Consider the following 12,836-nt stretch of genomic DNA (forward strand, 5'->3'; position numbering starts at 1 on the left):
TCGGTCCCAGCCTGCATGCCTCACGTGGAGAAGGTGCTACCTGCTCGTTTCCACGGTGTGACGGTTCCCCGGACTGCCGGCGTCAGAGCGCGGTGCCGAAGTTCTGGGTCCACACGGGCCCCCCGGACGAATCCACCCTGCCGACACCGAGCTCCTTGAAGGCGCAGTTGAGGATGTTCGCCCGGTGCCCCTCGCTGTTCATCCAGGCGTCCATCACCGACTCGGCCGTCTGCTGGCCCTTCGCTATGTTCTCGCCGTACGTGCTCCAGCGGTACCCGGCGGCGGTGATGCGCGCGCCCGGGTCCGTGCCGTCCGGTGAGGTGTGCGAGAAGTAGTCCCGCGCCACCATGTCCGCGGAATGGTCCGACGCCGCCTTGGCCAGCAGACCGTTTCCGCTGACGGCACCGCAGCCCTCCTTCGCCCGCTCGGTGTTGACCAGGGCGATGACCTCGTCGGCCACCGAGGGGGCCGACGAGGCCTCCGGAGCGGCCATCGGTTTCGAGGACGGTGTGCTCGGTTTCCGCGTCTTCTCCGGTGTGGCGGTTGCGGTGGCGCTCCGGCTCCTGGACGGGGACGGGGTCGCGGACGGTGACGGCGAGGCCGACGACGGCGTCGGAGAGGCGGAGGAGGGTGCCGCGGACGGGGAGGACGCGGTGCTCACCGGTGCCGACGGGCCGTCGAGCGGGGCTACGGCGGTGGCCGCGTCCTCGTCCGTGTCGTCCGTGTAGAGGTGTACCGCGGCCCCGCCGCCTCCCAGGACGGCCACCGCCGCCAGTCCGGCCACGACCGTCGTGCGACGTCGTCGCCGTGCACTGTCCCGTCGGCGCTCTGCCCGCCCGGGTCCGGCGGCGGCCGCCGTCGCGGGGAGGAAGGCCGTCGGCAGGAGTTGCTCCGACGTGCCTGCGAAGGACGCCGCCACGGGGACCAGCGCGAGTCCCACCAGCAGGCCCTCCGCCGGGACCAGCCCCGACCGGTGACCCGCGCACACGGTGCACTCACGGGCGTGGCGTGCCAGGCGCTTGCGCCACAGCGCGGACGGCACCCCGTCCCAGCGGACCGTGAGGTCTTCGAGCAGCACGCAGCGAGGGTCGGCCGCCAGAGCGCGCACCACCACCCGGGCGGCCTCCAGCCGCTCCTTCATCCGCTGCACGCGAACCGCGGTGTGCTGCGGTGAGAGGTCGAGAGCGCTCGCGACCTCCGCCCGGGACAGTTCCCCCGCCGTCTCCAGCCACCACAGCGACACCAGCTCGCGGTCGTCGTCGTCCAGCCACCGCGTCGCCTCGGCGGCTTCCCGGCGCTGGCCGGTCAGACCGAGACGCACGATCGTCAGCTCGACGAAGTCGGCCGCGGGATCCACGACGTCGTACGCGTCCTGAAGGGGGTCCGCGGACATTCCGCCCGTGCTGCGCTCGCGCCAGTGCCCACGGATCTCGTTCATGGTGATGGCCACGAGCCAGGAGCGGAAGCTCTTCGGGGTGCGCAGCGAGGGCAGGCCACGGATCATCCGCAGCACGCTGTCCTGGACCACGTCGTCCACGTCGGCGTGACCGTTCAGCGCGCGGCCGACGATGTTGTACACGAGCGGCAGGTAGGACGCCACAAGCCGGTCCTGCGCCTCGGGGTCGCCCTTCTGCGCGGCCTTGATCAACGCCGTCTCGCGTGTCTCGCCCATGCTGTGCTCACTCTTCCGGGGTCCTGTTACGTCACTTCCCACACTCGGGAGACGCTGTGCGGCGGGGACGATAACAGGAATTCGGTCGAGTGCTCGATAATCCGCTCCCGGTTCCGTACACGCGGAGTGCCGGGCCCGTCGACGCGTGGGCGGTCGCCGGGCCCGGCACCGGGTCGGGCGCGGGCGGCGGGTCAGCGGTTCTCCGTAATCAGGCGCGGGGCGGGTCGTTCCGGTCGCGATCCGAGCCGAGCTGCTGCTTCAGCTTGTCCTGGCCGGTGTCGACGTGCTTGCTGTACTTGCCCTGCGTCCGGTCGTCGACCATGTCGCCGGCCTTGTCGATGCCCTTTCCGGCCTGGTCCTCGTGGCCCTTGAGCATCTTCTTGATCTTGTCCAGCGCGGACATGGCGGATCCTCCTCGCGTCGGTTTCCCCCCGCGTGTCCAGGGTCACCGCACATCGCCCGCTCCGCATCCGCGAGCGGGCGCCGGCAGGTCCGTGAACGGCCCGAGGAGCACCGCACGTGTGAAGGGCGCCTGGATGGGCATCTATCGGGTTACCAGGAGGAGGTGGTGGCCGTGGGCCGCATCCAAATCGTCCGCCGTCCGCAGCCCCCCACGGGGCCGCCCCCGCTGGACCTGCGAACACCGTCCGGCCGACCGCTTCCGTACTGATCCGGCACGATATCGACGAGCCACGCCGTCGGCGGTGCGGGGCGCAGGCACCGAGCCCGAGGACGGCCGGAGCGTAAGCTCCGTAGCCATGATCGATCACTCGGAGCACGGCCTCTCCGCCCGCCGGACGAACTGGGCCGGCAACATCGCCTTCGGTGCGAAGCAGCTGCACACACCCGCTTCGATCACCGAGCTCCAGGAGCTCGTGTCCGCAGGGACGGCCGTCAGAGCGCTGGGCACCGGCCACTCCTTCAACACCGTCGCCGACACCCACGGCGCGCTCATATCCGTGGCTGGTCTGCCCCGATCCGTCGAGATCGACACTGAGGCCCGTACCGCGACGGTGAGCGCGGGCATGCGCTTCGGGGAGCTGACCGGCACACTGCACCGGAGCGGGCTCGCCCTGCACAATCTGGGCTCGCTGCCCCACATCTCCGTGGCGGGCGCGTGCGCGACGGGCACCCACGGTTCCGGGGTGGGCAACCGCGCACTCGCGGGAGCTGTCCGAGCACTCGAGCTCGTCACCGCCGACGGCAGCGTCAGGACCCTGGAGCGGGGCGACGCGGACTTCCCCGGTTCCGTGGTCTCCCTGGGCGCGCTCGGAGTCGTGACCCGGCTGACCCTCGACCTCGTGCCCGCGTTCGAGATCCAGCAGTGGGTGTACGAAGGGCTCCCGCAGGAAGAGCTGCTCGGCCGTTTCGACGAGGTGATGTCCGAGGCGTACAGCGTCAGTCTCTTCACCGGCTGGCACGGTGGCCCGATCGATCAGGTCTGGCTCAAACGGCGTGTCGGGCCCGGCACCCCCGGAACGGCCCCGCACCGTTGGCACGGCTCGACTCTCGCACGGGGGCCGAGGCACCCGGTGCCCGGCGTGGCGGCCGAACACTGCACGGAGCAGCAGGGCGTCCCGGGACCGTGGCACGCCAGGCTGCCGCACTTCCGGCTCGAATTCACCCCGAGCAACGGGGACGAGCTGCAGTCCGAGTACTTCGTCGCCCGTCAGGACGCCGTCGCCGCCTACGAGGCCCTCGACCGGATCCGGCAGGACTTCGCGCCGCTGCTCCAGATCGGGGAGATCCGGACCGTGGCCGCCGACGACCTCTGGCTCAGCCCCGCCCAGGGAAGGGACTCCGTGGCGTTCCACTTCACCTGGGTCCCCGACACGGCGGCGGTGACGCCCGTCCTGGGGGCCGTCGAGGAGGCACTCGCCCCGTTCGCCGCCAGGCCGCACTGGGGCAAGGTCTTCACCACACCGCCCGGCGTGCTCCGGGAGCTCTACGACCACTACGCCGACTTCGAGCGGCTGACCGAACGGTTCGATCCGACCGGGACGTTCCGCAACGACTTCCTGGCACGCCACTTCCCGCGCACGGGCGGCTAAGCGCCGTCCCACCCGTGCCGGGGCCCGTCGGGCCCGCCCTCCGGCGACGGACCGGGCGAGAGCTGCTCCACGAGGGCCGCCAGCTCCTCGCAGGCCAGCTCCGTCTCGTGACGGATGTTGTTGTGCTCGGTGACGATGGCGGCGAGGAGGAGCGCGGTGAGGGCCACACAGCCGTTGAGGATGCAGAGGTTGAGCATCACCTCGAGCACCGAGTGGTCGGCAAACGGTCCCACCCCGTCGGTGCCGGCGACGATCGCCATGACGGACATCAGCAGGGCACAGGGGGCGCTTCCGGCCAGCTGGAAGCGGAGAGCCGCCCAGACGAGCACCGGAAAGAGGAGGTAGATCATGGACAGTGGACTCCTGGTCGCGATCGCCGCCGACGTGACCGCGACGACGGCGAGCGCCAGCGCCTCCGCCCACCGGTCGTCCATCCGGGGCAGACGCACCTTGTGCAGGACGAGCAGCAGCGGGGTGACCATGAGCACCCCCATGGCGTCTCCCGCCCACCAGGCCGCCCAGACCGGCCAGAACTGCGAGGCCGACTGGCCGCCGCTCAGCACCTGGACCCCCGTGCCCGTGGTCGCGCTGATGACCATGCCGCCCAGGGCCCCCAGGAAGACCAGGGCGACGCCGTCGCGCAGCCGGTCCAGCTGCGCGCGGAAACCCACGGCGCGCAGGGCGAGGAAGGAGCAGACGGGGGCCAGCGTGCTGCCCGCCGCGACAGCGACTCCCCAGAGGGTGAGCGAGTCGGTGATCGACATGATCGTGAGCAGCGCACCCGCCGCGATCGCGGGCCAGATCCGCAGGCCCAGGTAGAGCAGCGAGGCGAGGGCGATCCCCGAGGGCGGCCACAGCGGGGTGACGACCGAGCCCTGCACCTCGACCTGCCGGAGGAGACCGAGCTGCGCCGACGCGTAGTAGACAGCGGTGATGCCCAGTATCTGCAGGACGAGCACGGCTCGGCGTCGGGTCTTCTCGCTGCGGATCACCGTCTCATAAGACACCGCTCATGTCGGCGGGTGGCTGTGACACGCGCGGCAGGTGGCCCCGGTGCTCACCCGGGACCCGCGGCGGCGTCGTGGCGGAGAACCAGGACCGCGGCGTCGTCCTCGTGCCCGGTCAGGGCCGCGGCCTTGAGCACCTGGTCCGCCAGGTCCTCGGCGTCGGCGGTGGCGTGGGAGCTCACCAGCCGCCTGATCCGGTCCAGGCCGTCGTCGATCGTCAGTGAGGGCCCTTCGATGACTCCGTCGGTGAGCAGGACGAACGAGCCGGTCACGTCCAGGTCGCGCCGGGCGACCGGGTAGTGCTGATGAGGCTCGATACCGAGCGGAAGGCCGCCCGCGTCGGCGGTGACTCCCGAATGCCCGTCGGCCGTCGCCCACACGGAGGCGACATGACCGGCGCGGGCGCTGCGCAGCTCCCGGCTCCGCGGATCCAGCCGCAGGAAGGAGCACGTGGCGAAGAGAGTGGAGTTCATCGACATGATCAGGTCGTTCGTGCGGCCCATCACCTCACCCGGATCGGACGTCGAGCTGGCGATGGCACGCATGGCGATCCGGATCTGCCCCATGAAGGCGGCAGCCTCCACGTCATGCCCCTGGACGTCGCCTATGGCCAGGCCGAGGGCACCGTCCGGCAGCAGGAAGCCGTCGTACCAGTCCCCGCCGATGTCCAGCCCGTCGCGCGCGGGAGCGTAGCGGGCCGCGGTCCGGAGCCCGGGGAAGGACGGCAGTGTCGCGGGCAGCATGTCGCGTTGAAGCGCCTGGGCGAGTTCCACGCGGGCCTGGTGCAGCTGCACCTCCTGCCGGGCGCGGGCAGTGAGGTGCTGCAGTGTGCTGAGCAAGTCCTCGGCGCTGGCCGACCGGGGAGTTCGACGCCGGTTCATGGGCCGCTCCGCGTTGCGATAGTTCCTGCATCATATTTCGGCGTCGCAACGCCCGCGAGCGCTGTGCGGACGGCCCGGGCCCGGGGCGTGGGCGGAGCTGCCCGGCGGGTCAGCCGGCCTTGCCCAGCGATGCCGTGAGGCGCCCCAGCGTCTCCTGGAGGGCCAGGATCTCCTGTACCGACAGCCCCGTGGCCCGGAGGATCGTCCGGGGGACGGAGAGCGCGCGCCCGCGCAGCTCCGACCCGGCGTCCGTGAGGTGGACCGTGACCGAGCGCTCGTCCTGAGGGCTGCGCTCACGCCTGACGAGACCGGCCGACTCCAGCCGTTTCAGCAGGGGCGACAGCGTTCCCGAGTCGAGGTGGAGCCGCTCGCCGATCGTTTTGACCGGCAGTGAACCGTGCTCCCACAGCACCATCATGGCCAGGTACTGGGGGTAGGTGAGGCCTAGGTCCCGGAGCGCTTCCCGGTAGACGCCCCCGAAGGCTCGGGAGGCCGCCTGCAGCGAGAAGCAGACCTGGTGGTCCAGCTTGAGCAGCTCGGAGTCCGCCGGCTCGGACGGAGCGGGTGCGGGGGGCGGTGTCGGCGTCATGGATCCAGGATAGCCTGCGCCCGCGATTAAGTTGTGCGCAATTGAATTGTGTGCAACTCTTTGGGGGTGATCGGTCCGCGGTCACCGTCGTACGAGAGAAGGTCACCCATGGACGCGCTCTACACCGCTGCCGCCACCGCGAACGGCCGTGAAGGCCGGGCAGTGAGCTCGGACGGACAGATCGACCTCGCGCTCGCTCTGCCGCCGGCCCTCGGGGGCGACGGGAAGGGCACCAACCCGGAGCAGCTCTTCGCCGCCGGATACGCCGCGTGCTTCGCCAGTGCGATGAGCTCCGTCGCCCGCGAGATGAAGGTCGACACCAAGGACGTCTCCGTGACGGCCGAGGTCTCGATCGGCAAGGACGACTCCGGGTTCGGCCTCGCGGTCGTCATGCGCGTCGAGCTGCCCGAGGCCCTGGAAGGGGAGACCGGACGGCGTCTGGTCGAGGCGACGCACGCCTACTGCCCGTACTCGAAGGCCACGCGGGGCAACATCGACGTGGAGCTCGTGATCGAGTAGCGGAGCAGGCTCCCCGCCCTGTGCGGGCGGGGAGCCGATCCTGCAGGGGAGACAGGAGTCGAACCTGCGGCATCCGGTTTTGGAGACCGGCGCTCTGGCCTCTGAGCTACACCCCTTCGGTCGGTGTGATCAGCCTCGCAGCCGCCGTGATCCCTGACAACCCGTTTTCGGGTGGGTGCGACCCGTTTCCCGGGGACCGCCCCCCGGAGCTCCGGACGCGACGCGTACACTCGGCTCCCGTTTCCGCTGATTGGCGGGCATAACCGATCGATAGGCAGTTTCACGTGAGTTCCACAGAGGCATCCGACGCACCGATCTACGCCGGTCTGGTGGAGGAACAAGGCGACGTCCCGGCCGAGGTGCGGCGGGTGGCCGAGGAGACCCTGCTCGAGGTGGAGAGCGCGCTCGACTTCAGCGCGGTCCGCGCCCCGGCCGCGGCCCGCTGAGTGCGTTACGCCCCGGCCCGGCCCGCACCGTAAGGGTGCGGATCATGACGGGTTCCCAGGGGCAGGATCACCGCGTACCGGTTCCCTACCGTTCGGAGTGCCGCGTGACCGTCAGCCTGCACCACTCAGCCACCGTCCTGTTCCAGGGCGACAGCATCACCGAGGTGGGCAGGCTGGCGGAACGGGACTGCCCACTGGGCAACGGCTACGTCCGGATGGCCGCCGAGTCCGTGAGGTCCGCCAGGCCGGACTCCGGCATCACCTTCCTGAACCGAGGAGTCGCCGGCGACGGGGTCGCGGACATGCGTGCCCGTTGGCGTGGCGACGCGCTGGACCTCCGGCCGGACGTCGTGTCGGTCCTGATCGGCGTGAACGACACCTGGCGCCGCTACGACTCCGGAACCGTCACCTCGGTGCGCGCGTACGAGGACGACTACCGTGCCGTCCTCACCCAGGTCCGGGACGCGACCGGCGCCCAGCTGATCCTCGTCGAGCCCTTCCTCGTGCCGGTACGGGACGAGCAGTGGGCCTGGCGGGAGGACCTCGACCCCAGGATCCAGACCGTCCGACGGCTGGCCGAGGAGTTCGACGCCGCACTGCTGGCGGCTGACGGCCTGCTCAACCAGGCGGCGCGTGCCGCCGGCGGCCCCGAGTCGATCGCCGGTGACGGAATCCATCCGACTCCCCTCGGGCACTACCTCCTGGCGGAGGCCTGGACCGCGCTGGTGGGGCTGTGAAGCGCGGGTCCCAGCAGGACCGGAATCACCGCCCAGACGGTCTTGCCCGCCACGGTGGGCCGTGACCAGCCCCATGAGCTGCTCAGCGCGTCGATGATGCGCAGGCCCCTGCCCCGCTCCAGCCAGTCCTCAGCCCTGCGCAGCACGGGTACCTCGGGGCTCGAATCGTTCACCGCGCAGACCAGCGCCCCGTCCTGGCAGGCCAGTCCCAGCCGGGCCGTCGGGAGCTCGGGGTGCTCCTCCGTGGGCTGGATTCCGTGACAGACCGCGTTGCTCACGAGCTCGCCCGCCACGAGGGTCACGTCGTCCGCGCACGAGCCCAGGCCCCAGCACTCGAGCGCGTCCCGGACGAACGCCCGCGCCTGCCGGAGGCTTTCAGGGTCCGCGCCCAGGCCGCGCGTGGTGAACCCAGGAGCGTCGATGCCGAGATCCCGTGCCAGTTCCTCATGCGGATCCGCACCGCCGGAGGCCGGACGGGGCGGGAGAGCTGCCGCTCCGTGACGTGGCGTGTTCTCCTCGTGCATGAGCGCTGATCACCCTCCGCTGAAGGCCGGTTCGTGGTGTCGTGAGGTCCGGACGACCACTAGTATCCTCGCCGTCCGTGCATGCAGTGCAATTGCATCCGGAATTGCACCCAGGGGTGTGAGCCAGGGACACCTGTTCACCCTGCGCGGGCCCCGGTGTCGCACCAGGACGTGACCAGCACGACGAGAAGGAATGGACCGCATGCAGCACTTCGACAACGGCGTCCCCGCCAACTCCCTTTCCGGCGTGGAGTGGAGGAAGAGCCACCACAGCAACCCCAGCGGGAACTGCGTGGAGATGGCGCTGCTGCCCGGCGGTGAGGTGGCCGTCCGCAACTCCAGGTTCCCCGACGGCCCCGCCCTCGTGTACACGGGGGACGAGGTGCGGGCCTTCCTCGCGGGCGTCAGGGACGGCGACTTCGACACCATGGCCGGCTGAACTCGCCCCAGGGCAGGCCGAAAAGACACGGAACTCTCGCAACGGCCGGGCCTGCCCGGGCCTTCTGATGGCACACTGGCGTCACGACGCCCGTCCTCAGGAGTCCGCATGCCCGGCATCGAACCGCTTCAGCCGTCCCGGAAGCCGACGCTCGCCTCGGCCACGGGGGCGAGCCCCACGGCGTTACGCCTGGTACTGGGCGCGCAGCTGCGGCGTATGCGTGGCGAGGCCGGCATCACCCCGGATGTCGCCGCCGACCGGATCAGGTGCTCGACGGCCAAGATCAGCCGGATGGAGACCGGGCACTCCCCGTGCAAGGAGCGCGACGCCGCCGATCTTCTCGCGCTGTACGGCGTGACCGATCCGGCCAGAACGGCGGAGTTCATCGACCTGGTGCGGAGGGCGGGGCAGCGCGGGTGGTGGCGCAACTACGCCGACGTGCTGCCGGACTGGTTCGAGCCGCTGGTCGGTCTGGAGGAGGCCGCCGCGTCCATCCGTACCTATGAGGGGCATTACGTTCCGGGGCTTCTGCAGACAGCCGACTACGCATACGCGGTGGTGCGTTCCGGGCATGCCCTCGAATCGGAGGAGATCACCCGGCGTCGCGTCGAACTGAGGCTCAGGCGCCAGCAGTTGCTGCAGCGACGCGATGCGCCCAAGCTCTGGGTGCTGCTGGACGAGGCGGTGCTGATGCGTCCCACGGGTGGTGCCCGGGTGATGCGTGAGCAACTGGTCCACCTGCTGGAGATGACTCAGCTGCCCCATGTGATCGTGCAGGTGGCACCTTTCGAGGTGACCGCCCACACCTCTCCGGGCAACGGGATCACGTATCTGCGGTTCGCGATGGACGGGCTTCCCGATGTCGCCTACATCGAGCACCTGACCAATGCCACGTCCGTGAACAAGCAGGAGAGCACGGACGAGTACCGCTGGATCCTCGACTCGCTCAGCGCCCAGTCGCCGAGCCCGGTCGCGAGCAGGGACCTGCTGAGGCAGGCACTCGAGCGCTACAGCTGAGTACCTGCCCCGTCACCGCTTATCCCGTCTCACGCGATCCACGTCACCACTTGCGGGCGACGCCACCGAACTCGATCCACTCCTCGGTCTCCTGTTTCGGCGCCAGATCCGAATCCGGCCGCCACGTCGAGACCTCCACCAGGCCGGGGTCCAGCACGTCGAGGCCTTCCAGGAAGCCGTGCACGTCGGCCTGCTGACGCACCCGCCCCCACTGGTTCCCCGTGCTCTTCGCCATGTAGTCCGTGACGAAGTCGCGGGTCGCGGCGTCCTCGCTCACGAGCTGGCACACCACCAGGAAGCTTCCAGGAGCCAGCCGCTCCGCCACACGCCGGACCAGACCCGCGGGGTCGTCCTCGTCGGGGATGCAGTGCAGCACCGACACGAACAAGGCGGCCACCGGCTCGTCGAAGTCTATGAGCCGAACCACCTCCGGGTGAGCGAGGATTCCCTCCGTGTCCCGCATGTCCGCCTGGATGACCGCGGTCCGGTCGTTCTCCTCGAGTATGGCCTTGCCGTGCGCCAGCACGATGGGGTCGTTGTCGATGTAGACGACCCGGGCGCCGGGGTCGACGAGCTGGGCGACCTGGTGGACGTTGTCCTGGGTGGGCAGGCCGGACCCGTGGTCGATGAACTGGCGTATCCCGTACTCGGAGGCCAGGTGGTGCACCACGCGCCGCAGGAATCTCCGGTTGTTCACCGCCAGGACCTTCGTGCTCGGCACACGCTCCAGCAGGTGTTCGCAAGCGACCCGGTCGGCCGGGTAGTTGTCCTTGCCACCCAGGTAGTAGTCGTACATCCGCGCGACGCTCGGCACGTTCACGTCGATGTTCTTCGGAATGGAGGTGTCCCCGTGGCTCATCCAGCCCCTCGCGGTTCAAAGAGAGTGAAGTCGGTGTGGGGTCATGCTAGGGATCTCGCCGGGTGGCAGACAGCCCTCGGGGGAGTGAGGCAAGGGTGCGGGGTGTCGAACCGGCCACATGAGTCCGATGGTGGAATGCCCGTCCTGCCTGGCCCACGGCCTCGAAGACGACCGAGCCGGGTTGATGAATCGTCAACGGTGCCTGATGGGAGGCCTATTGTCAGTTGAGAAGCCGAGTTCGGGACTCCGGCCGCAGTCGTGCGGAGCCATGTTCCAACGCGGCTGGAAATCGGCGTAGGACTTCGCTCCTGGACAGTGCTGGGGCGGTCCGGAAAACAATGCCCTTACCGCGTCGCACGATCGCCGTTCCCGCCCGGCGGTCTATCGTGACCCCATGTCCGCTCCCGAGCTGATCCGCATCGTCTCCCGCGACTCGCCCATGGCCCTGGCTCAGGTCGAGCGCGTCAGGGCCGGCCTCGCGGCCCTCCACCCCGACACCGTCACCGAGGTCGTCCCCGTCCGGACCACGGGCGACAAGTGGCTGGGCGATCTCTCCAAGGTCGAAGGCAAGGGTGCCTTCACCAAGGAGGTCGACGCCGCCCTGCTCGCAGGGGAGGCGGACCTGGCCGTCCACTGCGTCAAGGACATCCCCGCCGACCGCCCCCTGCCCGCCGGCACGACGTTCGCGGCGTTCCTCGAACGCGACGACATCCGTGACGCCCTCGTCCACCCGGACGGACTCACCCTCGAGCAGCTCCCCGAAGGCACCCGCATCGGCACGTCGTCCGTCCGCCGGACAGCACAACTCGCCTCCTCCCACCCCCACCTGGACTGTGTCCCTTTCCGGGGCAACGCCAACCGGCGGCTGGCGAAACTGGCCGCGGGAGAGGCCGACGCGCTGCTCCTGGCCGTCGCCGGTCTCCACCGCATCGGCCGGCCCGACGTGATCAGCGACATCCTCGCCCCGGAGACGATGTGCCCCCCGATCGGCGCGGGTGTGCTCGCCCTGCAGTGCCGTGAGGACGACACGGCGACTATCGAGGCCGTCGGCGCGCTCAACCATCCGGGGACCTATCGGGAGATCACGGCGGAGCGCATGTTCCTCCACGTCCTGCAGGGCCACTGCAACTCGCCGATCGCCGGCTACGCCACGGCTCACCGCAACGGTGACCTCTCGCTGCGCGCCTGCGTGTTCACCCCCGACGGCAAGACGGTCCTCAACGCCCACGAATGGGCCGGTCCGCTCGACCCCGCCACGCTCGGGACCTCCGTGGCCGTGTCCCTGCTGCGGCAGGGAGCACGCGAGCTGATCGACTCCATCGCGCACTGAACCGAGGTCTCGGGGACAGCGCGGCCCGGGCGGCCTCGCCACGTCGAAGGCGCTGCCCGGGTGCGTACGGCAGAGGGGCACGGGCATCGAGGGGACGCTGCCGGGCCGGGCGGCCCGTCCCGGGGTGGCACCCGATTGCGCGCCGGAGGTGCCCGTCCGGCTGCCGAGCGGCCGGGTAACGCGGATCCTGGGAGGCGGTGCCATCCCGGGAGCGCCGCGCCGCCACGCCGCGCCCCGTCGTACCGGAGGAGATCCCATGGCCCGGTTCGAGGCGACGGTCGACATCGACCGTCCCGTCGCAGAGGTTTTCGCCTTCCTGGCGGACGGCGAGAACGACAGGAAGTTCAGCACTCGCGTGCAGGCCATCTCCAAGCAACCGGCGGGTCCGACGGCAGTCGGCACGGTGTTCCGCAGCACGGTCAAGGACGCCGGCATGACGACCCGGCGTGAGTTCCGGATCAGCGATCTCGTCGCGCCGGCACGCATCCGCTGGAACGAAGTCTCGACCAATCTCGTGACCGCCCGTGAAGGTGGCTATCACCTCGAACCCCTTGCGAACGGTCGAACGAGGGTGCGGATCTTCAATGATCTGGAGGGGCACCGACTGGGCAAGCTCCTCGTGGGACTCGCCGTGGCCGCCGCACGCAAGGACGCCCCGGCGTTCGGACAGCGGATCAAGGCCGCGGTGGGGGCCTCCTGATCATGGGGCCCAGCGGGCGGCGCCGACGCACGGTTCGGCGTCACCGGGCCGCGTAGGGTCGGGGC

The 12,836-nt window shown here is 70.2% G+C and carries 15 protein-coding genes and 1 tRNA gene; 8 read left to right on the plus strand and 8 right to left on the minus strand.

Features of this window, described 5'->3' with window-relative positions; genetic code table 11:
• Positions 1-82: 82 nt before the first annotated feature.
• The gene (locus tag IA22_RS0126480) at positions 83-1,672 is read right to left on the minus strand and encodes a sigma-70 family RNA polymerase sigma factor (RefSeq protein WP_030125068.1); all 1,590 of its coding nucleotides are present in this window, start codon (positions 1,670-1,672) and stop codon (positions 83-85) included.
• Positions 1,673-1,880: 208 nt separating this feature from the next.
• Positions 1,881-2,075: an antitoxin gene (locus tag IA22_RS0126485; protein WP_014152353.1), complete on the minus strand. Its 195-nt coding sequence runs from the start codon at positions 2,073-2,075 to the stop codon at positions 1,881-1,883.
• Positions 2,076-2,430: 355 nt separating this feature from the next.
• On the opposite strand from IA22_RS0126485, the gene IA22_RS0126490 reads away from it, so the two are divergent.
• The gene (locus tag IA22_RS0126490) at positions 2,431-3,723 is read left to right on the plus strand and encodes an FAD-binding protein (protein WP_049799014.1); all 1,293 of its coding nucleotides are present in this window, start codon (positions 2,431-2,433) and stop codon (positions 3,721-3,723) included.
• Here IA22_RS0126490 and IA22_RS0126495 read toward each other — a convergent pair.
• The 3 genes from IA22_RS0126495 to IA22_RS0126505 form a co-directional block, all read right to left on the minus strand.
• Positions 3,720-4,715: an MASE1 domain-containing protein gene (locus IA22_RS0126495; protein ID WP_030125070.1), complete on the minus strand. Its 996-nt coding sequence runs from the start codon at positions 4,713-4,715 to the stop codon at positions 3,720-3,722. The two genes, IA22_RS0126490 and IA22_RS0126495, sit on opposite strands and share 4 nt — an antisense overlap.
• 65 nt (positions 4,716-4,780) lie before the next feature.
• Entirely contained in the window at positions 4,781-5,611 is an 831-nt protein-coding gene (locus IA22_RS0126500; protein ID WP_015580141.1) for a PP2C family protein-serine/threonine phosphatase, read from the minus strand.
• A gap of 109 nt (positions 5,612-5,720) precedes the next feature.
• Positions 5,721-6,200, minus strand: a complete 480-nt coding sequence (locus IA22_RS0126505) for a MarR family winged helix-turn-helix transcriptional regulator (protein WP_014152349.1) — start codon at positions 6,198-6,200, stop codon at positions 5,721-5,723.
• Positions 6,201-6,308: 108 nt separating this feature from the next.
• Between IA22_RS0126505 and IA22_RS0126510 the strand changes: the two genes are divergently transcribed.
• The gene (locus tag IA22_RS0126510) at positions 6,309-6,719 is read left to right on the plus strand and encodes an organic hydroperoxide resistance protein (RefSeq protein ID WP_014152348.1); all 411 of its coding nucleotides are present in this window, start codon (positions 6,309-6,311) and stop codon (positions 6,717-6,719) included.
• 43 nt (positions 6,720-6,762) lie between these two features.
• Here IA22_RS0126510 and IA22_RS0126515 read toward each other — a convergent pair.
• Positions 6,763-6,835 (minus strand) — tRNA-Trp (locus IA22_RS0126515).
• 168 nt (positions 6,836-7,003) lie between these two features.
• On the opposite strand from IA22_RS0126515, the gene IA22_RS37205 reads away from it, so the two are divergent.
• Both IA22_RS37205 and IA22_RS0126525 read left to right on the plus strand, forming a co-directional pair.
• Positions 7,004-7,165 carry a hypothetical protein gene (locus IA22_RS37205; protein WP_014152347.1) on the plus strand — a complete coding sequence of 54 codons (162 nt, stop codon included), beginning with the start codon at positions 7,004-7,006 and terminating at the stop codon, positions 7,163-7,165.
• A 104-nt stretch (positions 7,166-7,269) separates the two neighbouring features.
• Positions 7,270-7,902: an SGNH/GDSL hydrolase family protein gene (locus IA22_RS0126525; RefSeq protein ID WP_015580142.1), complete on the plus strand. Its 633-nt coding sequence runs from the start codon at positions 7,270-7,272 to the stop codon at positions 7,900-7,902.
• Here IA22_RS0126525 and IA22_RS0126530 read toward each other — a convergent pair.
• Positions 7,860-8,426: an ATP-binding protein gene (locus tag IA22_RS0126530; RefSeq protein ID WP_014152345.1), complete on the minus strand. Its 567-nt coding sequence runs from the start codon at positions 8,424-8,426 to the stop codon at positions 7,860-7,862. The genes IA22_RS0126525 and IA22_RS0126530 overlap by 43 nt on opposite strands.
• Before the next feature lie 202 nt (positions 8,427-8,628).
• On the opposite strand from IA22_RS0126530, the gene IA22_RS0126535 reads away from it, so the two are divergent.
• Both IA22_RS0126535 and IA22_RS0126540 read left to right on the plus strand, forming a co-directional pair.
• Entirely contained in the window at positions 8,629-8,865 is a 237-nt protein-coding gene (locus IA22_RS0126535; RefSeq protein WP_015580143.1) for a DUF397 domain-containing protein, read from the plus strand.
• Positions 8,866-8,973: 108 nt separating this feature from the next.
• Entirely contained in the window at positions 8,974-9,882 is a 909-nt protein-coding gene (locus IA22_RS0126540) for a helix-turn-helix domain-containing protein (RefSeq protein ID WP_015580144.1), read from the plus strand.
• 43 nt (positions 9,883-9,925) lie between these two features.
• On the opposite strand, the gene IA22_RS0126545 is transcribed toward IA22_RS0126540, so the two are convergent.
• Entirely contained in the window at positions 9,926-10,741 is an 816-nt protein-coding gene (locus tag IA22_RS0126545; RefSeq protein ID WP_015580145.1) for an SAM-dependent methyltransferase, read from the minus strand.
• 394 nt (positions 10,742-11,135) lie between these two features.
• On the opposite strand from IA22_RS0126545, the gene hemC reads away from it, so the two are divergent.
• Together hemC and IA22_RS0126555 are read left to right on the plus strand one after the other, a co-directional pair.
• Complete coding sequence (gene hemC, locus IA22_RS0126550; RefSeq protein WP_014152341.1) at positions 11,136-12,071, plus strand: hydroxymethylbilane synthase; 936 nt, start codon at positions 11,136-11,138, stop codon at positions 12,069-12,071.
• 256 nt (positions 12,072-12,327) lie between these two features.
• Positions 12,328-12,771: an SRPBCC family protein gene (locus IA22_RS0126555; protein ID WP_030125071.1), complete on the plus strand. Its 444-nt coding sequence runs from the start codon at positions 12,328-12,330 to the stop codon at positions 12,769-12,771.
• Positions 12,772-12,836 lie beyond the last annotated feature (65 nt).

The organism is Kitasatospora papulosa (genome assembly GCF_000717245.1).
Lineage (GTDB): Bacteria > Actinomycetota > Actinomycetes > Streptomycetales > Streptomycetaceae > Streptomyces > Streptomyces papulosus.

Coding starts and splice junctions, on each gene's coding strand:
- IA22_RS0126480 (WP_030125068.1), bottom strand. CDS start 1,672: ATGGGCGAGACACGCGAGACGGCGTTGATCAAGGCCGCGCAGAAGGGC.
- IA22_RS0126485 (WP_014152353.1), bottom strand. CDS start 2,075: ATGTCCGCGCTGGACAAGATCAAGAAGATGCTCAAGGGCCACGAGGAC.
- IA22_RS0126490 (WP_049799014.1), top strand. CDS start 2,431: ATGATCGATCACTCGGAGCACGGCCTCTCCGCCCGCCGGACGAACTGG.
- IA22_RS0126500 (WP_015580141.1), bottom strand. CDS start 5,611: ATGAACCGGCGTCGAACTCCCCGGTCGGCCAGCGCCGAGGACTTGCTC.
- IA22_RS0126505 (WP_014152349.1), bottom strand. CDS start 6,200: ATGACGCCGACACCGCCCCCCGCACCCGCTCCGTCCGAGCCGGCGGAC.
- IA22_RS0126510 (WP_014152348.1), top strand. CDS start 6,309: ATGGACGCGCTCTACACCGCTGCCGCCACCGCGAACGGCCGTGAAGGC.
- IA22_RS0126530 (WP_014152345.1), bottom strand. CDS start 8,426: ATGCACGAGGAGAACACGCCACGTCACGGAGCGGCAGCTCTCCCGCCC.
- IA22_RS0126535 (WP_015580143.1), top strand. CDS start 8,629: ATGCAGCACTTCGACAACGGCGTCCCCGCCAACTCCCTTTCCGGCGTG.
- IA22_RS0126540 (WP_015580144.1), top strand. CDS start 8,974: ATGCCCGGCATCGAACCGCTTCAGCCGTCCCGGAAGCCGACGCTCGCC.
- IA22_RS0126545 (WP_015580145.1), bottom strand. CDS start 10,741: ATGAGCCACGGGGACACCTCCATTCCGAAGAACATCGACGTGAACGTG.
- hemC (WP_014152341.1), top strand. CDS start 11,136: ATGTCCGCTCCCGAGCTGATCCGCATCGTCTCCCGCGACTCGCCCATG.
- IA22_RS0126555 (WP_030125071.1), top strand. CDS start 12,328: ATGGCCCGGTTCGAGGCGACGGTCGACATCGACCGTCCCGTCGCAGAG.